Below are 22,980 nucleotides of genomic sequence, written 5' to 3'. Positions count from 1 at the left end.
AATGACGGTGGTGAACAGATGGTATCAAATTCTACAATTACTGGTTACCCACAAAGAAATGAGGATCGGCAGTTTGAAACAACAGCTGAATACAAGTACGCAAACGGTGAAAACCAGCATTGAATCTTTAAACGAAGAATTGATTGGAATTGCAGAAATCGTTCAACATAAGAATGATTTTCATATCGAAATTGAAAATTTTGAAAAATTTGATTTGATAATGAACGGCAGTTTGAGGCGGAAGAGCGATTTTAATTCTTGCAGTAAAAGAGTTTTCTTTATCGTCAAGAAGCTGATCGAGCAAAAAGATTTTTTGCTGATCGATGATCTGTCAGAAGCATTAGGGGTCAGCCGAAGTACTGTTGTTAAAGATCTACGAGTGATGAAAAAACTGATTTCCTCTTTTAATGTCGAAGTGATTGGAACGCCGAATCGTGGACTGCGTATGCGTGGAGAAGAACTGGATCTACGACTGTTACACCTTCATTATGTACAAGAATATTTTGCCGAACGTCCATTATCAGAACGCACACAAGATTTCGTAGAACACTTAGTTCAAAAATTTAATTTACCTAAAAATCAAGGCCTTCTTTTGAAAAAAACGATTTCTATTACAATGAAACGACTCCTTAAAGGAAATATACTGGTAGATTTGCCAAATGAATATATGGACCTTATGACGAGTCATCCTGCTTTTGTCGAATTGATCCATCATTTGGAATATGAATATAGCATCACATTAAGCCAAACAGAACAAGCTTTTCTCAGTTTTCCTCTTAATATAAGTGCTATTGCTGGCATGGATAAGTCTACTATTGATGAGCAAAAAATCGAACAGTTATTTCAACAAATGATAGAGACAATTCATCAAAATTTACTAGTAGAATTTGATGAAACCTTCTTAGTCCATGAAATAAAAGAGCACTTCATTTACATGCTCAATCGTTTGATTTTTCGAATAGAGCTTCAAGATCTGTTCTATGGTGAAATCGAATCCCAATATCCTCTAGCCTATGAACTGGCAAAAATTGGTCTACAGCAGATCGGGGAGCAGTTACAACGAGTGGTTCCGACTGTTGAAATCAGCTATATTGCCTTTTATTTTGAACTTGCATTGAGGAAACAAACCAGTAACAACGAACACAAAGAAATTGCAATCGTCTGTAATACCGGAAAAGGAACAGCCTTGATTATTCGCCGTCAATTGGAACGGGTTTTGGGTCCGCAAATCAGCATGGTCCATTTTTCTGAGGAGGAGTATCAACAGGAAGACTTAGATCAATATTTTGCTGTTTTTACAACCATTCCGCTGAAAAATGTAAAGAAACATACGCCAATCATTCGATTGATCAATCTATTCAACGAAACTTGGTTGCAAGAAGAGTGGCGTAAAGCAGAAAAGTTGAGAGCCGCAAACGTTCATCACTTAAAATTAGATTTTGAGATTTTAAATGAAAAGAAACCCTACAAACAAAATCTTGATCATATGCTTGAATCACTTGAGAGCAAAGGCTTAGTCGATCAAGAATTTAAGGAGCAATTGTTTATTAGAGAAAAGTTAAGGAGTACGATTTTTGAATATGGCATTGCTTTTCCTCATGCCATCAATAAAAAATCGGCTGAAATTATTTTATCAGTGGGTATCTTTAGGAAAGGAATCTCCACGATCAACGGACAAGTGCAAGTCGTCTTGTTGTTAGCCATTCCACAAGATCTAACAATGGAAAAAGAAAAAGAATTGCTAAAACTGTATGATCAGCTTTTTGCTGTTATTGGCGATCCTGAATTTAGAAGTGAACTATGTCGTTTGGATGATTTAGTTGAGTTACAAAATTGGATGATACGAAAGGGAGTCATAACATGAACTTCATATATATATTCGGCGCATTTGCACTTGTTGCTTACGGACTGCAAGTAATATTTGGAATGAAACAAATCAAGCATTTTAATCAAATCTATCTAGAAATGCGCAGAAAAGGGAAGGTGGCTATCGGTCGTCGCTCTGGAAAAATCAAAGCAGGAACGATCGTCATGTTTGCTGTCGATCAAAAAGGAATCATTATTGATGCGCGAAAGATGCAGGGCGTGACTGTTCTAGCAAAATTTCGTCTATTGCCACAATATATCGGAACAGATATCCACTACATCGACAACTATCATCCTTTGGTACGAACAGAAAATAAATTGGTGCAACAAGCAATGGCAAATGCCAGAGAAATCTATTTGCGGGTAGAATTAGGCAATTATCAAGAAGAATCGATACCTTCCCCACTTACGATGCTTGGCATTCAATTCAGTTTATGGAAAAAACAATACCTATCAAGAAAAAGGAGTGTTGAATAATGGAATATATCACAAAATTTGCGGAAGGTTTCATCGGTTTATTTGAAACGGGTGCGGAAACTTTTATATCTTGGATGACTGGTATCGTCCCTGTAGTGTTGATCCTAATGGTCGCAATGAATACACTGATTGCTTTCTTAGGTGAAGAACGAGTAACTAAAGTTGCCAAACTATCAACGAAGAATCCCGTCACAAGATATTTGATCTTACCTTTTTTATCTGCCTTTATGTTGGGGAATCCGATGTCTTTTACAATGGCTCGCTTTTTGCCTGAATATTACAAGCCAAGCTATTATGCTTCTCAAGCACAATTTTGTCATACGAGCAATGGCGTCTTTCCCCACATCAATCCGGGTGAATTATTTGTTTGGTTAGGAATCGCCCAAGGAATCACAACCTTAGGATTAAATTCAATGGAATTAGCTGTACGTTATATGTTTGTCGGAATTCTTATGAATTTTATTGGTGGTTGGGTGACAGATTTTACCACCGCATATGTTTGTAAACAACAAGGGGTTACCCTGAGTAAAACAGTAGAAACAGCGACAGAATAAGGAGGAAGTGAGAAAATGAGCTATCACAGTATTCGAATTGTAAGAGGAACTGGTGGGTTCGGAGGGCCATTAGTGATCACACCAACAGAAGAAAAACACAAATTCATTTATATTACGGGTGGGGGAGAAAAGCCAGCGATCGTCGATAAAATTGCTGAATTGACAGGCATGGAAGCAGTCAATGGCTTTAAAACTTCTATCCCAGATAATGAAATCGCTCTAGCGATCGTTGATTGCGGAGGAACGTTGCGTTGTGGGATCTATCCAAAAAAAGGAATACCTACGATCAATGTCGTACCAACAGGAAAAAGCGGACCATTAGCACAATACATTACAGAAGACATTTACGTCTCTGCAGTAGGGATCAATCAAATCACACTGACTACTGAAGAAGGCACAGTCGGTCAATCTGTTAACATAGAAAATAAGCGTGTAGCAGCACGTGAATATAAATACGATACAAGTAAAAAAATTACTGAACAAAAAGCTGAACAGCAGAATTTTATTGCAAAAATCGGCATGGGTGCAGGAAAAGTAGTGGCAACTTTTAATCAGTCCGCGCGCGAAGGTGTACAGACGATGATCAATACGGTCATTCCATTCATGGCATTTGTTTCTTTGTTGATCGGGATCATACAAGGATCTGGTATCGGTAATTTCTTTGCCAATATTATGGCACCTTTAGCAGGGAATATTTGGGGGTTGATGATCATCGGTTTTATCTGTTCCTTACCGTTTCTATCTCCATTATTAGGACCTGGAGCAGTAATCAGCCAAGTCATCGGGACACTGATCGGGGTGGAGATCGGAAAAGGCAATATTCCGCCACAGCTCGCTTTACCTGCGTTATTTGCCATCAATACTCAAAATGCTTGTGATTTCATCCCTGTCGGATTAGGCTTAGAAGAGGCAGAGGCTGAAACAGTAGAGGTTGGCGTACCTTCCGTTTTGTATTCACGCTTTTTAAACGGTGTACCTAGGGTGTTAGTCGCATGGATAGCAAGCTTTGGAATGTATAGTTGAATCTAGGAGGAAAAAAATGTCAGTTTATTCAACAAAAGTCACTTCGATTGGCGCAGAAGCGACGCTCTTTAAAGAAGAGAAGCTCGTGATACTATTTGGAAAAGATGCACCCGATATGCTATCAGCCTATTGTTACCATATTGAACTTCAGCCAATCCACGGAGAGATCAAAGTAGGACAACAGCTCTTCGTCGATGAGACAAGCTATCGCATCACGTCTGTCGGAAGTTTGGTCAATGATAATCTAAAAGAGCTTGGACATATCACAATTAAATTTGATGGAGCGGTAACACCTGAACTTCCAGGTACTTTATACGTCGAAGGAAAAGAAATCGTTGAGATTGGTATCAAGACTACAATCAGTATTCAGTAAAATACAGAGCAACATATCTGTTGAAAGGATGAATAAAATGGAATTTATGTTAGATACGATCAATATTGAGAAAATTAGTTATTATCAATCGATCCTTCCGCTATCTGGAGTAACGTCGAATCCTTCAATCATCAAAAAAGAAGGAAAGATTGATTTGTTTGCTCACTTGAAAGAAATCAAGCAGCTCATTGGAAAAGCAAGTTTACATGTACAAGTAGTTGGAGAAACAACGGAGGAAATCTTAACTGATGCCCAAGTAATCATGGCTCACCTTGGTAAGGATATCTTCATTAAAGTACCAGTGAACGAACCAGGACTGGCTGCCATCAAACAACTGAAAGCCAAAGGAGTACATGTCACTGCAACCGCTATCTACTCTGAAATGCAAGGATACTTAGCAATTGCCGCAGGTGCCGATTATGTGGCACCTTATTATAACCGTATGGAAAATCTGAATATCGATGCTGTTGCTATTATCAAAGCATTAGCAATGGAAATCGAACGAACGCAATCTCAGAGCAAGATCTTAGCTGCGAGTTTTAAAAATGTTGCACAAGTCAATCATGCTTGTCGCCAAGGGGCGCACAGTATTACTGCGTCACCAGATATTTTTACACAAGTATTCGGTATGCCTTCCATTCATAAGGCAGTGACAGATTTTAGGAAAGATTGGGAAGAGACATTCGGTGTCAAAGATGTGAAAGCATTAGGAGCAACAGGGGCGATAAGTCCTACTAAATAAAAAAGAATAAAGAGTCATGGAATGGTTATCGATCCGTTCTGCGGCTCTTTTTAAATAACGTTATATTTATTATATTCAGCTATAATCAAATAGTCACCGTGTAGTTAAACCAACAATGGAATGAAAACTTCATATGTCCATCTACATATAGTTGATATTGTAAAAAATAAATTTTTTAATGACATTCAATAAATGAGCATATCTACTTTATGACTGGATGTTTACTAAAAAAATGAACGGTTTATTTCATCCGTTGAAGCAAGAATGATTATATTCTTTAATATACCGATTTGAATAAGTGGAAGAGGAAATAGTTGCTTCATTGCGTCTTAGTGGTTAGACCTTTATAACTGACAACTAGTCTTTCTAAGTGATATAATTTATATAAATAGTAGATTAAAAATAACCGTATGTATATTTTATAGCATGCTTTTATTAATGAAGGAGGCAGTTGATGAGGATCATAATTGTTGGAGGAAACCACGCGGGGATTGCCGCAGCACTTCGTATTCGTGAGGAATATCCAGACGATGAAGTAATCGTATTTGAAAAAAAAGATGAAATAACATTTGTCTCCCAAACAATCCCATTATTTTTGATGGGACATCAAGATATCCACTCCCAAGCAAATTATGCAACACCGCATGAAATTATTGCTCAAGGAGTGGATTTACGCATTCAAAAAGAAGTAACCAACATCGATGCGAAAAAGAAGACGTTGAATTTTAGAAATGTGTTAAGTCAACATGAGCACGAAATAACTTATGACCGATTGATCATGGCTGCGGGTTCGTATCCCAACCTTCCTCCAACTGGCGGAAAACTGAATGAGACACTTTTTCTTTTGAAAGAGCGTAAGGATGCTGAAGCAATTGAAAAATTTATATCAGAAGCCCATCATGCGGTAGTGATTGGCGCTGGACTGGTCGGTGTAGAGATTGCTCGTATCTTAGCCCAACGAAAAATGAAAGTCACTTTGATCCAATCAAATGCAAGAATCCTTGACAAATATTTGGATGAGAATGCCGCGATCGAAGTAGAGAAGCAACTAGAAGAAGAAGGTATCCAACTATTACTAGGTACTAGAGTGACAAGCTACCATACAATTGATAAAAAAATCTGGAGTCGACCTAAAATCGAAGTTGAAACTTCTTCTGATTTGACTATCCGTGCAGATGGCGTCTTTGTTTCTGTTGGCTTCCGACCAAATTCGTTCTTATTAGCTGGACAAGTTGAAACCGGTGACCGTGGAGCAATCGTCGTTGATAAGTACATGTATACAACAGATGATTCGATTTTAGCGATAGGGGATTGTTCTACGACTTATATGGACTTGACCAAAGAAAATATTTATAATCCTCATGCTTCCGATGCTTTTCGTCAAGGACTGATCGCTGCTGTCAATATCCACGAGAAAAAGCAAGAAGTAGCAATGACCACAGGGACTTATAAATTCAATATGGATGGCTTTACCATTGCGAATACTGGGATTACATTGAATCAAGCAAGAAAATTCGGATATGATGCAGAAGAAGTACACTACCAGAATCGTTATCTAGAGCGTGGCGGACAGTTTGTGCATGAATCGATTGTCAAATACTCACCAATTGAAAAAGGCAGAAAGAATCATTATTCAAGTATTTATCTAGTTTATGAGAAGAAAACAAAAAAAATCTTAGGATTGCAGGTTCTAGGAACAGTTGATATTTCTCAATATGTCAATATCATCAGTTTAGCAATCCAAAAAAATGTGACCGTGCCAGAAATTGAATTTACGGATTTCTTTTATGAACATGGCTACAAGAATCCTCTAGGTTTTACAAAAATATTAGCCTCTTTAGTTAGGGAAAAAGAAAGAGAGAGTGGTCGTGATGGCAAAGAAGAAAGATCAAATGAAATTGAATAAACCAGACAAAGAGATGTCAAAAAAACAAAAGCGAATGATTGAAGCTGGCGCACTGTTGACAGTAGGTGCTGGTGCATTTATCGGTGGCGTCACGATTCCAAATCTTTCTGCCTCTGCAGACAGTTCCTCTTTGTCCGAAAAGCGACTTGTTGAAGATGAGACCATCCAAGATATTGAACATACTTCTGTGGATGAATTGAATCAATCCTTACAAAAAGGTCAAAGTAGCAGTGTGAAGACAAATACTGGCTTTGTAGCTAAGTTAATGGATCAACTACCAAGTAAAGAAAAACTTTCTTCTATGTATGAAGGAGAAGGGATCAAAGTCAGTGATAGTCATACGGCATATGATATCCAACAAATTCTAGGAATCAAAGATGCGGACGTTTATTACCAGACTTCTACTTTATCTACAAGTGATGCGCAAGTAATGAAAATGTCAAGCTATCGGCAATTGATCCAAGCAAATCCGAATGTGAAGGTAACTTCACAAGATAATTATAAAACGGTCTCTCCTCATTTATATGAATCCAAAGAAAAGGCTTATGAAGATTCTGCAAACTGGAAAGATTCAAAAGTAGTTGCAAGTACGAGAGAAAAATCCTTAAGTTTCTCATCTAAAACGAAACCTGAAAGCACCAACTTTACCGCGGATGATGGTGCAGTATTAGGAAATATGAAAATCGATACAGGTTTTTCTTTGAACGTGAAAGCGGAAAATGGTCAAGCAAAATTAACAGATGAAATCAAAAGCGATTTTGAAGATGCAATGGAGAAGAATTTTTCCATCACTTATGAAGGTAGTACCTATTATGCAGTTTATCATGATGAGTCTATTTCTACCGACCATGGTAAAAATCAAGCAGATGGTTATTTCACATTTTCTTCGTCGACACATGGATTGCCTTTAGAGATCAATGGTCATTACTTGGTCTCACCTGTTCAGTTCGGTAGTACAGTTGACAGCTTAAAAACGTCTTTATCCTTGCACGGTGTACGGAGTTTTGAGAACACCGATTCTTGGTTAAATACAGATGAATCCAATATCAATGTAAAAGTAAATTTCGTTGATCAATTAGCGGATGAAAATACAACTTACTATGAAATCCAAGCAAAAGATCAAGTGATCGAGTCATTGAAATATGAATATGTGACCGTTAGTTTAGATGAGCAAAAAGCCACTGATTCAACTACAGCATATGCAGATGAGATGTCAATGCCAACGTATAGTGGTTCTCAATCAGGTATTAGTCCTGGGGGAGCAGTTGATGGTAATCTCGCAGAAGACGCAGCTGGATTAGCAGGATGGAATCAGACAGCGACGTTTTCTGGTGGTGGATATGGCGGACACACGATTACAGCGAATTCGGCAGTAACTGTGAAAACAGGACAGGTTTCTCAGACAAACTTTTCTTCAGTTATAAGTACGGTCAATATAACAGTAGACGGTGTGTCTTATAATCAGTTTGTTGCTCAACCAATCATGGTCAATGGGGTTCAGTATGCTGGTTATTTAACTGGTGCAAACGGAAGCGGCAGTGATTTTACGATCGTTGTGAAAGATACGAACTTTAATATCTACCAAATCGGGGGAGAATTTGCTTATATTTCTTCCTCAATGACGGATATGGCTTCACCAGATGCAACAACACCGGATGCAACCAACCCACAAGTGACCCCAGGAACAACTACACCAGAAGTCGATCCAGGCACAGGTGGCGGAGAAACTACTGATCCAGGAACAACTACGCCAGAGGTCGATCCAGGCACAGGTGGTGGAGAAACTACTGATCCAGGAACAACAACGCCAGAGGTCGATCCAGGCACAGGTGGCGGAGAAACTACTGATCCAGGCACAGGCACGCCAGAAGTAGATCCCGGCACAGGTGGAGGCGAGACTGATCCAGGGACAACAACGCCAGAGGTAGATCCAGGTACAGGAGGCGAAACTGACCCAGGAACAACAACGCCAGAGGTCGATCCAGGCACAGGTGGCGGAGAAACTACTGATCCAGGCACAGGCACGCCAGAAGTAGATCCCGGCACAGGTGGAGGCGAGACTGATCCAGGGACAACAACGCCAGAGGTAGATCCAGGTACAGGAGGCGAAACTGACCCAGGGACAACAACGCCGGAAGTCGATCCAGGCACAGGTGGCGAAACTGACCCAGGGACAACAACACCAGAAGTAGACCCCGGCACAGGTGGAGGCGAGACTGATCCAGGAACAACTACGCCAGAGGTAGATCCGGGAACGGGGGGCGAAACTGACCCGGGAACGACAACACCGGAAGTAGACCCAGGCACAGGCACACCAGAAGTCGATCCAGGCGCCGGTGGCGGCGAAACTGATCCAGGAACTGGTACGCCAGAAGTAGATCCCGGAACGGGCGGCGAAACTGATTCGGGAACAGGAACGCCAGAAGTCGATCCAGGCACAGGCGGAGGCGAGACTGATCCGGGGACAGGCACACCAGAAGTAGACCCCGGCACAGGTGGAGGCGAGACTGATCCAGGGACAACAACGCCAGAGGTAGATCCAGGTACAGGAGGCGAAACTGACCCAGGAACAACAACGCCAGAGGTCGATCCAGGCACAGGTGGCGGAGAAACTACTGATCCAGGCACAGGCACGCCAGAAGTAGATCCCGGCACAGGTGGAGGCGAGACTGATCCAGGGACAACAACGCCAGAGGTAGATCCAGGTACAGGAGGCGAAACTGACCCAGGGACAACAACGCCGGAAGTCGACCCAGGTACAGGTGGGGAAACCGATCCAGGAACGACAACGCCAGAAGTCGACCCAGACACAGGAGGCGAGACTGATCCAGGGACAACAACGCCAGAAGTAGACCCCGGCACAGGTGGCGAAACTGATCCAGGAACAGGCACGCCAGAAGTAGATCCAGGTACAGGAGGGGAAACTGACCCAGGGACAACAACGCCAGAAGTCGATCCAGGTACAGGCGGTGAAACCGATCCAGGAACGACAACACCGGAAGTAGACCCAGGTACAAGTGGAGAAACTGACCCAGGGACAACAACGCCAGAAGTCGACCCAGGTACAGGTGGGGAAACCGATCCAGGAACGACAACGCCAGAAGTCGACCCAGACACAGGAGGCGAAACTGATCCTGATACAGGAGGGGAAACTGATCCAGACCCAGGCACACCAGAAGTCGATCCAGGTACAGGAGGGGAAACTGATCCCGGAACGACAACACCAGAAGTCGATCCAGGTACAGGTGGAGAAACTGATCCAGGAACAGGCACACCAGAAGTCGATCCCGGAACAGGTGGAGGCGAGACTGATCCAGGAACAACTACGCCAGAGGTAGATCCAAGCACAGGAGGGGAAACTGATCCCGGCACAGGCGGTGAAACCGATCCAGGCACCGGCACGCCAGAGGTAGATCCCGGAACGGGCGGCGAAACTGATCCGGGAACAACAACACCAGAAGTCGATCCCGGCACAGGTGGAGGCGAGACTGATCCAGGGACAACAACGCCAGAGGTAGACCCAGGCACAGGTGGCGAAACTGATCCCGGAACAACTACGCCAGAGGTAGATCCCGGAATGGGCGGCGAAACTGATCCAGGCACCGGAACGCCAGAGGTAGACCCCGGCACAGGCGGCGAAACTGACCCGGGAACCGGCACACCGGAAGTCGAACCAGGTACAGGAGGGGAAACTGACCCAGGTACAACAACGCCGGAAGTCGAACCAGGTACAGGTGGCGAAACTGATCCTGAGACCGGCACACCAGAGGTAGACCCAACTATTCCAGATAAGCCAGATGCAGGTATTCCAATTGTCAATCCAGTTTTACCAAGTCAACCAGGAGCAAGTATTCCAGGTGTAGATATCGTAATACCAGATAAAAGTCTAAACACGGTCACGCCAGAAATTGATCCGTTAATACCTATTAACCCCGGCACGGTCACACCAGAAGTCGATCCAGGTGCTGGAGGCGAGACCGAACCTGGAACAGGCACACCGGAAGTCGATCCAGGCACAGGCGGTGAAACCGATCCCGGAACGACAACACCGGAAGTAGACCCAGGCACAGGTGGTGACACTGATCCCGGGACAGGCACGCCAGAGGTAGACCCAGGCACAGGTGGAGAAACAGATCCCGGCACCGGAACACCGGAAGTCGATCCCGGAACAGGTGGAGGCGAGACTGATCCAAGTACAACTACGCCAGAGGTAGACCCAGGCACAGGGGGCGAAACTGATCCGGACCCAGGCACACCAGAAGTAGACCAAGGCACAGGTAGTGGCACTGATCCCGGCACCGGAACACCAGAGGTAGACCCAGGAACGGGTGGAGAAATTGATCCTGATACAGGAACGCCAGAAGTAGATCCAGGTACAGGAGGGGAAATTGATCCCGAAACCGGTACACCAGGGGTAGATCCCGGTACAAGCGGGGAAACCGATCCCGGAACAGGCACACCAGAAGTAGACCCAAGCACAGGCGGCGAAACTGACCCAGGAACAGGCACACCAGAAGTCGATCCCGGTACAGGAGACGGCGAAACCGAGGTAGGCACGACAACACCAGAGGTAAATCCAAGAACCAGTGGTGGAGGAACTGATTTAAGTAGTACCACAACAACTGAGACTACCGATACAGATAATCAAATTGTAAGAACCCAAGTACTAAGTGATAACAGCTCTAACAATGGATTATCTAGTATTAATCAAACGAATGACCAAACGACTAACACACAAGGAACAAGTGACTCTGAAGATGTTTCAGGTAAGCAATTACCTAAGACTGGTTCAACTTCAGGGATGTTTGGAAAATTTGTTGGTGGGATACTTGTTGCTTTTGCGGGATTCTTTGGACTATTCAAACGTAAACGTCGTGAATTACAAAAGGATGAAGATCGTGTCGAACGTGTGATCAAAGAGGAAGATGAAGAACAAGAAAATAAAGAGGAAAATAAGGATAAAAAGTAGAAGATAAGATACAATAGAGTACTTTTACCTCGATAAGCAAGAAATCGAAACATAAGTGCTTAGCCTCGAAAAAAAGGCACCATCCACGAAATTTGTTTTAGTGGATGGTGCCTTATTTCCAATGATGTTACTTTTGTTTCCGCTGCTTATTCGGTTTTAAGTGTGTGATAGGACTAATGTCCAGACACTTTATTTTGAAGTGGTCATTTTGATTCAACTCATTCCAACTAAAGAATGGATAAAATAAAACGATAGAAAACAACCCATGAACCCCCGAAAATAGTTTCCTATTTTTGGATTTCATGGGTTGTTTTCTAATAGCTATTAGTTACAATGCTTATTCTGCTAGATTTTTATTAGGTTGTTCATCTAGAATAGGCGAACTCTCATTCACTAAATCAATCGGCTTAATAGCTAAAAATTGAGTTTGAAATTGTAATAGTTTTTTCATGAAAAATGAAATGAGATAAATAGAGATGGCAGAGATAACCGCTTGTCTTATCCCAAGAATCACAAGGTTTAGAGCGATGATCACGGTATTTGTCAGTAAAACGCCTAGAGCATGTTCGATCCCAAAATATTTTTTGAAAATCAATGGGGGAACCGTAACCCCGCCGTTTGACGCGCCGATTTGATAAAGAATGAATATTCCAAGACTAAATAGAAAACTGCCAGCGACTAAGGCGATTGGGAAATGTTGGGTGATTACCAAAGCCGGTGTGTATGCTAAAATAATCGGAAATATCAAACTACCTATCAGAGTTTTAAAAAAAACTGCTCTTTCCAGAAAGATAAAAGCTAAACAAAGCATCGCTAGATTGATTGCCCAAACAATCAATGTCCGGTCGATCAGCAAGACCATTTCTAGAAGAAAACCAATTGATCCTACGCCTGCTGAAGCAATTTGATGTGGAAGCAAAAACATATTTAGTCCCACAGTAATACTAATGATTCCAACAATAATCACAGGTAATTTTTTTATTTCTGCTTTCACACGCGTATTCCTTTCTTTTTTCACTATTTCTATAATTATAGCAAGTAGTCCAGTTAAGAAAGTAACAACTTTTTCAGACTAAACTGAAAAAAATATTCCGCGGGTTTGTTGCTTATTTGTTGACTAGATAATGATTTTCTTGTAAAGAATGTGCACGATTTTGTTTCATTTTTCGATACTCTTTAGGTGAGATTTTTTCTTTTCGTTTAAAAATAGAACTAAAATAATTTGGATCATTGTATCCCACTTCTGAGGCTATGACAGATAGTTTTGAATTGGTTTCCCGCAAAAGTCGCCTAGCCATGCTCAATCGTTGTTCAGTAAGATAGTCAATAAATGTTTGTCCTATTCCTTGAGAAAAAATCGTACTGAAATGTGAGCTGCTCAAATGGACATGATCAGCCACTTCTTTAAGAGAAAGCTCTGGTTCAAAATAGTGGTTTTCAATATACGTGACGGATTGTTCGAGTACTTCTTTATATTGATTCATGTGATTCTCAAGTACCATTTCTTTTAAAAAGTAAATCATTTGTTCAAGGTATTGGATGAAGAGAGGCGTGTCTGACAGAATGTTCGGAATTTCCTCTGTAGTGGTAAAAGAAACGACTTGATTGGTTTGGTTTTGACGTATCGTTACTAATTCATTCAACTCATTGATGATCAGATGCCTAACGAGAAGTGGATCGGCATGTTGATTGGTCTGTTTGACCAACTTCTCAACAAACGAAGAAATTTCGCTTTTTCTTAGTAAACGAATGGATTCTTTTAGATCAAAAGATTGTCCGTAATTGCCAAGCTTTTTTTCATAATCTAAATAAGAAAGAATTTTTATTTTAGGATCGATCTTCAAGTAACTGAGCAAATGAACAGCAGTCTGATAACTATGTGGAATTTCGCTGATTCGTTTCACAGGATATCCGATTGCAATAACTAAATCATCTGTTGTATGCCCTAATGTTTTGTGAGAAAGCAATGCAACCTGATTTGCTTTTTTTTGTAATAGATCTTCATTTGGATCAAAAATCAATAGTTTGATAAATCGTGAAGAAAGGGAAGAAAAAAGTATTTGTTTATCGTGATCGAATAGCTCAGCCATCTTTTCATGAAAAATATCATAATCTGAAAAAAATTTATTTGTATGATTTGCGATCAAAAGAACCATATATTTATTTCCGGCGATTTCACGTTCAAGTTTTCGACCTTCTTCAATTGCTTCTGAAAGTAGTAACTGATTATTGAACAGGGCATTCAAGTAGAAGTTTTTTTGTACTTCTAAGGAATAGCCATTTGTTTCTTTAGACTGTTTCAATAAGGAGGCAGCTTCTAGTTTTTGAATGATTTGTTCTAGGCTTTTTTGTAGTTCATTAGGTTTGATCGGTTTTAACAGATACTCGGCTACTTGAAGTTGAATCGCAGCTTTTGCATACGTAAATTCATCATATCCACTAATAAAAATGATTTGGATATCAGGCAAGAGTTTTTTTACTTCATTTGCTAATTCAATACCATTCATAAAAGGCATACGAATATCCGTCACCAAGATATCTGGTTTTTGTTCCGCAATCATTGATAGAGCAAGTTCGCCATCGCTGGCATCTTCAATGGAGCTTAATGGTAGAAAGGTTGAAAATTCAGTGATCATCCTCTTCAATGATTCGCGAATCAAATGTTCATCTTCTGCGATAAAAATTTTATACATTTGCTTCATTCCTATCTATATTTTTTGTAGGGACAACGACATGGACGACCGTACCGTGGTCGATCCGGCTAGTAATCGTGATATTTGCATCAGTTCCATAGTATAAAAGCAAGCGTTTGTTGACATTAAAGAGTCCATATCCTTTATGAAAATTAGTATCTAAACCATCTGCGAGTTCTTGGTTGATCTCTTTTAACTTGGTTTCTGTAATCCCTTTTCCATTGTCAATGATCCAAAAATGGATAAACTCTTCTTGATCTATATACGCTTTTACAATGATTTTTCCCTTCCTACGCACCAGTTTTATTCCATGATAGACCGCATTTTCAATCAATGGTTGAAGAATCATTTTTAATATTGGATGATGATCGACTTTTGGATCAATGGTTAATTGATAAGATAATTGATCTCCATAACGGATTTGCAAAATCTTCAAGTAATTGACACAATGTCTGATTTCTTGTTCGACTGGGATCCAGTCTTTTCCTTGACTTAATGAAATGCGGAAGAAGTCAGATAAGGCATATGTCATTTCTTTGACTTTTTCGATTTCGCCCATTTCTGCCAAGACCAAAATGGCGTCTAAACTATTATAAATAAAATGAGGAATGATCTGAGCTTGTAGCGTTCTGACTTCACTTTGCGCAAGATTATATTGCTTTAACGCATTTTCTTCTAATAAAATCACTAAGTTATCAGCCATATCATTCATACTATTACTTAATTTTTTCAACTCATTGTTTTGTTGTGTTTTGATCCGATGATTCAAATGACCTTCTGCTAAAGCATCAGCCATTTTGATCATTTCATCCATAGGCTGTTGGATTTGGTACATCATTTTCGTGTTGAACTTTCTAGTCAATAGAAAAATCAATGCGATGATAATGACCTCAATGGTGGAGAGAATGACTAAGGAACTGCGAACTTCTTCACTTTTTACAGAAGCAGTATCAATTTCGATTTTGACAAAATCTTGTAAAATATCATGGGCAAGTTTGACCGCAGATTCAACATGTAACATCAATGCTTGATTCTCTGCGAATGTTTCTTTTTGATGGATATTTGCAATGATTTTGTCTAAATAGTCAGAAACATTATCAAGGGAGCGCAAAACGATATTGAGTGTTGCTAATTCTTGTGAGTTTTGAGTGCTGACTTTGATCGCACTGATTTCTTCTTTGATGCGATTGATCTGGTTGCTCTTTTGGAATTCTTCAGGTGTGATCTGTCCATAAGTTAATCCAAGAGCTTCTTCGATGATTGTTTCTTCTACATTACTGGCGATTTGATTAGCAATCGAGATATTATGGATACTTTTTTCATAGGAAAAAAGATAATGTGTATAAAGTGCAATGCTAATGATCAAAGGCGTGATTGCTAAAGATAACATGAGCCAACTTGTATGTCGAAGTAGTACTTTAATGCTTTCGTTCTTTTTCATTTTTCCTCCTAATATCCCCGCGGTGGGATCGTTGAAAAATCATTTTGATCTGAGAACACCGTATCAGAAACGTAGATGTCTTGTGGAATCGCTTTCTTTTCGAAGTAGCGTTTGACTGTATTGGCTACTAGTTCACCCATAAAAGGATTGCATTCTACCACACAGTTGACCATTCCTTTTTTTAATTGATCGATCATCTCTTTTTGTGCATCAATGCTGACAATCACAAAATTCTTTTCGAGCTTTTTTTCCTTGATCGCATCTAAGGCACCTAGTGTCATTTCATCATTGTGTGAATAAATGACATCGATTCCCTCAAGTTTTCCCTCATCAATGGCTTTTGAAAATTGTTCTTTGGCTTTTAAGCGAATATAGTCTCCGGTGATCACTTGCCTGACATGGATTCTTGGGTCGCGACCGATGGTTTCTAAAAAGCCGTCTGATCGCAAGCGAGTGGGAGATGTATTTTCTGAACCACGTATCTCAAATACTTGGATCGATTCTTGTGCTTTTTGCTGGTAAAGATTGGTGACATAAAGGCCGGCTCGACTGCCTTGTGCTTTGAAACTTGAACCAATATGGGTCAAATAGAGATCTTGTTTTTCCGTTGTGATGTTGCGATCAACGATGATGACTGGGATATTCGCTTCTTTGGCTTCTTCCAAAACAGAATCCCAGCCAGTTTCTTCGATAGGAGATAACACGATCATATCGACTTGATAGGCAATAAATGTCATCACATCTTGTATCTGTTGTTTTGGATCAGAGTAACTATTTCGGTGAAGGACTTGGAAATTTTGTTTTTCCAGTGCTTCTTTGATGGACTGATTTTGAACTTTGCGCCAATTACTTTCGGTGCCAGCTTGAGAAAAACCAATAGTCAACTCATTTTTTGTAGGCTCAGTAGAGTTGAAAGCACACCCAGTCAACAACAGGCAAAAAGCTGCCAGAATAAAAAAACTTTTGTTCTTCATAATGAATCTCCCCTTTTATCTATATCATATAGCGTTTTCAAATTTCATATTAGCATGTTTGTCAATTTCGTAAGAAAATCAAGAATCGTCAAAAGAAAATGAAGAAAAATCAAAAGTTTACATAAATTTGCGACGGAATTTATAGAAACACAGAAAAATAATCAATGAAAGCGTTTTATATTTCAACTATGATGAATTCATCAAATAAGTATTTGGAGGGACACACATGAAACGAGTTGGGAAAAATTGGTTGGTAGCAATTGTTTTTTTATTAATGTCAGTGACAGTATTTGCTGGTTGTAGCAATGGCAGTGCAGCCGGAGATGAAAAAGGATTTGTAGGGATTTCGATGCCAACAAAATCTGCAGAGCGTTGGATCGCAGATGGCGACAATATGGTCAAGCAACTAGAAGAAAAAGGCTACAAAACGGATTTGCAATATGGAGAAGACAAAGTAGAAAACCAAGTGGCGCAAATCGAAAATATGATCACAAAGGGAGTGGATACGTTGGTCATTGCTTCGATTGACGGTTCAGCATTGACAGATGTCTTAGAAAAAGCACATCAGGCGGATATCAAAGTCATTGCGTATGACCGTTTATTGATGAACTCTGAATATGTCGATTATTATGCAACATTTGATAATTTTGGTGTAGGTGTTTTACAAGCTTCTTATATCGAAGATAAATTAGGCTTAAAAGATGGTGCTGGCCCATTTACGATCGAATTATTTGGCGGTTCGCCTGACGATAACAACGCATTGATCAATTACAATGGTGTGATGTCGATTCTTCAACCTTATATCGACAGCAAACAATTGAACGTCTCATCAGGTCAAACGAAATTCAATCAAATCGCGACGCTTCGTTGGGATGGCTCAACTGCACAAGCACGTATGGATAACTTATTAAGTGCTAACTATACAGATGACCAACTAGATGCAGTTCTTTCTCCTTACGATCCAATTAGTTTAGGGATCATTTCTTCCTTAAAAGGAGTAGGGTATGGCTCTGCCGACAAACCACTTCCAGTTATCACAGGACAGGATGCAACGATTGCTGGAGTGAAATCTATCATTGCAGGAGAGCAAACACAAACGATTTTTAAAGATACACGGGTGCTAGCTGATAATACGGTAGAGATGATCGAAGCAATCAACAATGATAAAGAAGTGCCGGTCAATGATGAGGAAACCTACGATAATGGTGTGAAAGTCATTCCGACTTATCTAGCTAACCCAGTTTCTGTAGATAAAGAAAATTACAAACAAGAGCTGATCGATACTGAGTATTACAGTGAAAGTGATTTAGGACAATAAGTAACAAGGGTTTTGGGACATTCGTCGTCTTATGCCTTTTATAACCGGATAAACAGTGTTCCAGAAGTAGTTCCTTCAGAATTAAGCGTGAGATCCCAGGAATTTGAAGAACGATTTTCGGTTTTTCACGCTTATTTCTCGGAGTTGAGCACTTCTGTCACAACCTCGATTAGGAAGTGGAAAAATGGCAGATTATATTTTAGAAATGAAAGAAATCATCAAAGAATTCTCTGGTGTTCGTGCGTTGAACAATGTCAATCTCCGCATCAAACGTGGAGAGATCCACGCCCTTTGTGGCGAGAATGGTGCAGGAAAATCCACGTTGATGAATGTGTTGAGCGGTTTGTACCCTTATGGCAGTTATTCAGGCGAAATCATGTATGACGGGGAGGCTTGCCAATTCAAAAATCTCAGAGATAGTGAAGCGAAAGGGATTGTGATCATCCATCAGGAATTAGCATTGAGTCCCTATCTGTCGATCAAAGAAAACATTTTTTTAGGGAACGAACAAACAAAACATGGCGTGATCGACTGGAATTTGACTGAACGAAAAACAGAAAATCTACTAAAAACGGTAGGCTTGAAAATCGATCCGAATACCTTAGTCTCACAAATCGGTGTCGGGCATCAGCAGTTGGTGGAAATTGCGAAGGCTTTTTCTAAAAATGTTCGATTACTTATATTAGATGAACCGACAGCAGCGCTGAATGAAGAAGAAAGTGCCAATCTTTTGGCGTTGATCAAGGAGTTTCGCAATCAAGGAATCACTTCGATCATTATTTCGCATAAATTGAATGAAATCGTTGCGGTAGCTGACCGGATCACGATCTTACGAGATGGTCAAACGATCGAAACGTTAGAAAATACAGCAATCAGTGAAGAGCGGATCATTAAAGGAATGGTTGGTCGTGATTTAACGAATCGTTACCCTGATCGTCATCCTAATATCGGCGAGGTTTATTTTGAAGTCAAGGATTGGACGGTCCATCATCCATTGACCACCGAGCGAATCATCAATGATCATATCGATTTTTCGATTCGACGAGGCGAAATTGTCGGTATCGCTGGCTTGATGGGGGCAGGACGAACTGAATTTGCCATGAGTGTTTTTGGTCGATCTTATGGAAGCAATATCAGCGGCAAAATTTTTAAAGATGGAAAAGAATTAGTGATCAAAGATGTTTCTCAAGCCATTGATCATGGGTTGGCGTATGTATCCGAAGACCGTAAGTCGGTTGGATTGAATCTTTTGATGGACATCAGAGAAAATACGACGATTGCTAGTCTCAAAAAAATTAGTCGAAGTGGTATCTTAGATCAAGAAAAAGAAGTGATCGAAGCAGAAAACTTCCGTAAAAAAATGAGGACCAAAGCGACTAATGTGTTCCAAAACGTCGGTAGCTTGAGTGGTGGGAATCAACAAAAAGTCGTTTTAGCTAAGTGGTTGATGACTGAACCGGAAATTTTATTTCTGGACGAACCGACTCGCGGTATCGATGTCGGGGCAAAATATGAAATCTACACGATTATTGAAGAAATGGCTGCCTTAGGAAAGTGTGTCTGTATCATTTCCTCTGAACTACCTGAGATCATCGGTATGTGTGATCGGATCTATACCATGAATGAAGGGAAAATGACAGGAGAAGTGCTTAGAGAAGAGGCAAATCAGGAGTTATTGATGAACCTGATGACAAAGGAAGAGGAGGCAGTGGGCTGATGGAAAATGTCACAAAAAAAAGTCAGGAAAAAAATGCTTGGAATGTAAAAGAAAAGATATTAGATATCTTTAGTAAATATAGTATGGTCATTATTTTGGTCGCTTTATTGATTGCTTTTCAACTAATGACCGGCGGGATCTTTTTAAGACCGTTGAATATTACGAATATTGTGTTACAAAACAGCCATATTTTGATTTTGGCTGCGGGAATGTTGTTGGTCGTGCTTTTAGGCTACGTGGATCTATCGGTAGGTTCAGTCATGGCATTTGTTGGAGCGATGGCGGGTATGTTGATGGTCAATAACAACATCAGCCCATGGCTCGCAGTCCCTTTATGTTTATTAGTTGGTGGAGTGATCGGTGCATGGCAAGGCTTTTGGGTCGCTTATGTAGGGATTCCTGCGTTCATCGTGACACTTGCCGGTCTATTGATGTTTCGTGGCTTGACACAGGTTGTATTAGGAGGGCAATCTTTAGCGCCTTTCCCTGGAGGTTTCCAAAAAATCTCGACGGGGTATTTACCAGATATCTTTGGTGTTCCTGGAATGCACTTATTGACGTTGATTTTAGGTGTCGTGTTAGCTGTTAGTTTAGTATTTGCTCAATGGCGTGCGAGAGCGCGAAGAAAAGAAAATTTATTTGAAGTTCCATCAATGAACGCATTCTTGATCAAAGCGGCATTGACGATCGTTCTTGTCTTAGGATTAAGTTATATCTTTGCTTCCTACCAAGGATTTCCAGTAATATTGATCATTTTAGGTGTGATTGTTGGGATATATGGATTTTTGACCAATCGGACAGTTGCGGGACGACAAATTTATGCCACAGGTGGCAATTTGAAGGCAGCACAATTATCTGGGATCAAGACGAAGAAAATCACTTTTTGGGTATTTGTGAATATGGGCGTCATGGCTGCTTTAGCAGGACTGATCTTAGCCGCACGTTTAAACGCTGCTACCCCTCAGGCGGGAACTTCGCTTGAATTAGATGCGATGGCTTCTGTGTACTTTGGAGGAGCTTCGACTTCTGGAGGGATTGGAACGATCACTGGAGCAATCGTCGGTGGCTTAGTCATGGGTGTGCTGAATAATGGGATGTCGATCATGGGGGTCGGAGTAGACTGGCAACAGGCAATCAAAGGCTTGATTTTATTGCTTGCTGTTGTGTTAGATATTTACAATAAAAAACGCAAAATTTCTTAAGGTGGCGAGTGGATGGAAACGACAGAGGAAAAACGGATATTATTGATTTGCACTGCTGGAATCACTTCAGGTCTATTAGTGAAAAATATCCAAAATGCAGCAAATGAAAAAGGTGTGCCTCTTCACGTATACTCTGCACCGGCAATCGTAGCAGAGCAGGCAATCCAAAACCAGCATATTGATGGACTGATGATCGGTCCACAATCTGAATATGAAGTGGAACGGTTAAAAGATTTTCTAACGGTGAAAGCTGTTCCTTACAAATTGATTCGTAAAGAAGATTACGAAACATTTGATGGGGAATCCGTCTTAGCAGATATTTTACAGTTCTTTTGAAATCACTTGAACTAAAAGCTGAAAAAAAGCAGTTGTTCCTTACAAAGCGCGAATAAAACGAATCTCACAGATGTTTTTTTCGTGTTAATAATCCTTTCCAAAACAAGTTGTGCTACAATGATATAAAATAATTGTTCGGACAACTTACGTCGGAGTGAAAGGATTGGCAAAGTAACCATGGAGAAAACAAAATATCAAATGATCGCAGATGAGATAAAGGATAAGATCATTGACCAAATTTTCAAACTAAATGAACCGATACCGCCTGAACTCCAATTACAAAAAGACTACCAAGTAAGCCGTCATACGGTAAGACAAGCGATTGGATTGTTAGTCAATGAAGGGTATCTACGTAAAGAGAAAGGCTCTGGAACATATGTTGATGATGCGTATAAGAAAACATCGGAAAGCAGAAAAAACCAAAAGACGATCGGCGTGATCACGACGTATTTATCGGATTATATTTTCCCCTCGATCATCCGAGGAATTGAAAAAACGTTGAGTGAGCAAGGCTATTCGTTATTGCTAGCGAGTACGAATAATGATCATCAACAAGAAAAAAACTGTTTGGAAAAAATGCTGCAGTTTGGTGTAGATGGCTTGATCGTAGAGCCAACAAAAAGTAATGAATACAATCCGAACCTTGCGCTTTATGTCCGATTGAGAGAACAAGGGATTCCGATGGTCATGATCAATGCTGTCTATGAAGAATTAGCGGTCGCCTCGATTTGTGTCGATGATGTAAAAGTTGGCTTTAAAGGGACAGAGTATTTGATCCAGCAAGGACATCAGCGATTACTGTTCATCACGAAAATCGATGATTTACAAGGGAAATATCGGATGAAAGGATTTATTCAAGCGTGCGAAGCCTACGGTATCCAATTTTCGCCGGAAGATATCATTACCTACACGACTGATTCACGTGGGAAACTAGGTGAAAAAGTCCTCTTACAGCTAAAGGAATCGGCAAGCACCGGCATCATCTGTTACAACGATCAAATTGCTAGCCAGTTGCTTGATGAGGTGATCGCAAAGGGTTATCAAGTACCGCAGCAATTGTCGATCATCGGAAATGATGATTCCTCGTTGAGTCAGATGGGCGCAGTGAAACTGACCACTTTAACTCATCCAAAAGAGCGGATGGGGAAAGATGCAGCAGAATGGATCATTCACACGATCCAAACGGGCAATCAAGGAGAAAATATCGTCTATGAACCTAGTTTGGTGATCAGAGATTCAGTAAGTGCAGCAAAGAATGCCGAGTAGCTGAGGGAAAACGATAAGTGTACCAAATACGATAAAAATTTATTTAATGAACATTAGTCAATGTCTAGCAAGATTATTTGCTCTTAAAAAGGTAAAGAGGAGGAATTTACTCTCTTTGCCTTT

The 22,980-nt window shown here is 40.6% G+C and carries 17 protein-coding genes; 13 read left to right on the top strand and 4 right to left on the bottom strand.

Annotated elements, in window-relative coordinates; genetic code table 11:
• The first annotated feature begins 1 nt into the window (after position 1).
• The 8 genes from IGI79_RS09135 to IGI79_RS09100 all read left to right on the top strand — a co-directional run bounded on the left by IGI79_RS09135 (position 2) and on the right by IGI79_RS09100 (position 11,910).
• Positions 2 to 1,864 carry a BglG family transcription antiterminator gene (locus IGI79_RS09135; RefSeq protein WP_195475792.1) on the top strand — a complete coding sequence of 621 codons (1,863 nt, stop codon included), beginning with the start codon at positions 2 to 4 and terminating at the stop codon, positions 1,862 to 1,864.
• Positions 1,861 to 2,343, top strand: a complete 483-nt coding sequence (locus IGI79_RS09130) for a transcriptional regulator GutM (RefSeq protein ID WP_195475793.1) — start codon at positions 1,861 to 1,863, stop codon at positions 2,341 to 2,343. The genes IGI79_RS09135 and IGI79_RS09130 overlap by 4 nt, the downstream gene beginning before the upstream one ends.
• The gene (gene srlA, locus IGI79_RS09125; RefSeq protein ID WP_019723990.1) at positions 2,343 to 2,897 is read left to right on the top strand and encodes a PTS glucitol/sorbitol transporter subunit IIC; all 555 of its coding nucleotides are present in this window, start codon (positions 2,343 to 2,345) and stop codon (positions 2,895 to 2,897) included. The genes IGI79_RS09130 and srlA overlap by 1 nt, the downstream gene beginning before the upstream one ends.
• 15 nt (positions 2,898 to 2,912) lie before the next feature.
• Positions 2,913 to 3,920, top strand: coding sequence for a PTS glucitol/sorbitol transporter subunit IIB (srlE, locus tag IGI79_RS09120; RefSeq protein ID WP_195475795.1), 1,008 nt, complete (start codon positions 2,913 to 2,915; stop codon positions 3,918 to 3,920).
• A gap of 16 nt (positions 3,921 to 3,936) precedes the next feature.
• A complete protein-coding gene (locus tag IGI79_RS09115) occupies positions 3,937 to 4,293 on the top strand; it encodes a PTS glucitol/sorbitol transporter subunit IIA (RefSeq protein ID WP_195475797.1) in 357 nt (118 codons plus the stop codon).
• A gap of 37 nt (positions 4,294 to 4,330) precedes the next feature.
• Positions 4,331 to 5,035 carry a fructose-6-phosphate aldolase gene (locus tag IGI79_RS09110; protein WP_195475799.1) on the top strand — a complete coding sequence of 235 codons (705 nt, stop codon included), beginning with the start codon at positions 4,331 to 4,333 and terminating at the stop codon, positions 5,033 to 5,035.
• Between the two features lie 454 nt (positions 5,036 to 5,489).
• The gene (locus IGI79_RS09105) at positions 5,490 to 6,941 is read left to right on the top strand and encodes an FAD-dependent oxidoreductase (RefSeq protein WP_195273219.1); all 1,452 of its coding nucleotides are present in this window, start codon (positions 5,490 to 5,492) and stop codon (positions 6,939 to 6,941) included.
• Positions 6,907 to 11,910 (top strand): LPXTG cell wall anchor domain-containing protein, encoded by a 5,004-nt coding sequence (locus tag IGI79_RS09100; protein WP_438845882.1) that lies wholly within the window; start codon positions 6,907 to 6,909, stop codon positions 11,908 to 11,910. Before IGI79_RS09105 ends, IGI79_RS09100 begins: the two co-directional genes overlap by 35 nt.
• A gap of 337 nt (positions 11,911 to 12,247) precedes the next feature.
• Here IGI79_RS09100 and IGI79_RS09095 read toward each other — a convergent pair whose 3' ends face one another.
• The 4 genes from IGI79_RS09095 to IGI79_RS09080 form a co-directional block, all read right to left on the bottom strand.
• A complete protein-coding gene (locus IGI79_RS09095; protein ID WP_010735027.1) occupies positions 12,248 to 12,904 on the bottom strand; it encodes a YitT family protein in 657 nt (218 codons plus the stop codon).
• Positions 12,905 to 13,016: 112 nt separating this feature from the next.
• Positions 13,017 to 14,603: a response regulator gene (locus tag IGI79_RS09090; RefSeq protein WP_195273218.1), complete on the bottom strand. Its 1,587-nt coding sequence runs from the start codon at positions 14,601 to 14,603 to the stop codon at positions 13,017 to 13,019.
• Complete coding sequence (locus tag IGI79_RS09085; protein WP_195273217.1) at positions 14,596 to 16,044, bottom strand: sensor histidine kinase; 1,449 nt, start codon at positions 16,042 to 16,044, stop codon at positions 14,596 to 14,598. Before IGI79_RS09085 ends, IGI79_RS09090 begins: the two co-directional genes overlap by 8 nt.
• 8 nt (positions 16,045 to 16,052) lie before the next feature.
• Positions 16,053 to 17,018, bottom strand: coding sequence for an ABC transporter substrate-binding protein (locus tag IGI79_RS09080; protein WP_104776354.1), 966 nt, complete (start codon positions 17,016 to 17,018; stop codon positions 16,053 to 16,055).
• Positions 17,019 to 17,292: 274 nt separating this feature from the next.
• Here IGI79_RS09080 and chvE point away from each other — a divergent pair, with 274 nt between their 5' ends.
• From chvE to IGI79_RS09055, 5 genes are all read left to right on the top strand, one after another.
• Positions 17,293 to 18,336, top strand: a complete 1,044-nt coding sequence (gene chvE, locus IGI79_RS09075) for a multiple monosaccharide ABC transporter substrate-binding protein (protein ID WP_229049006.1) — start codon at positions 17,293 to 17,295, stop codon at positions 18,334 to 18,336.
• Between the two features lie 184 nt (positions 18,337 to 18,520).
• Positions 18,521 to 20,053, top strand: a complete 1,533-nt coding sequence (mmsA, locus tag IGI79_RS09070) for a multiple monosaccharide ABC transporter ATP-binding protein (protein ID WP_019723426.1) — start codon at positions 18,521 to 18,523, stop codon at positions 20,051 to 20,053.
• Positions 20,053 to 21,255, top strand: a complete 1,203-nt coding sequence (mmsB, locus tag IGI79_RS09065) for a multiple monosaccharide ABC transporter permease (RefSeq protein WP_019723427.1) — start codon at positions 20,053 to 20,055, stop codon at positions 21,253 to 21,255. Before mmsA ends, mmsB begins: the two co-directional genes overlap by 1 nt.
• A 12-nt stretch (positions 21,256 to 21,267) precedes the next feature.
• Positions 21,268 to 21,591, top strand: a complete 324-nt coding sequence (locus tag IGI79_RS09060) for a PTS sugar transporter subunit IIB (RefSeq protein WP_104871104.1) — start codon at positions 21,268 to 21,270, stop codon at positions 21,589 to 21,591.
• Positions 21,592 to 21,768: 177 nt separating this feature from the next.
• On the top strand, positions 21,769 to 22,857 hold the full coding sequence (locus IGI79_RS09055) for a GntR family transcriptional regulator (RefSeq protein WP_019723429.1): 1,089 nt from the start codon (positions 21,769 to 21,771) through the stop codon (positions 22,855 to 22,857).
• The last annotated feature ends 123 nt before the right edge of the window (positions 22,858 to 22,980 follow it).

It is taken from the genome of Enterococcus sp. AZ084 (genome assembly GCF_051714905.1).
In the GTDB taxonomy this organism is placed as follows: Bacteria; Bacillota; Bacilli; order Lactobacillales; family Enterococcaceae; genus Enterococcus_B; species Enterococcus_B pernyi.
The sequence above is the reverse complement of the archived record's forward strand: the minus strand, read 5'-3'. Positions and strand labels throughout refer to the sequence as shown.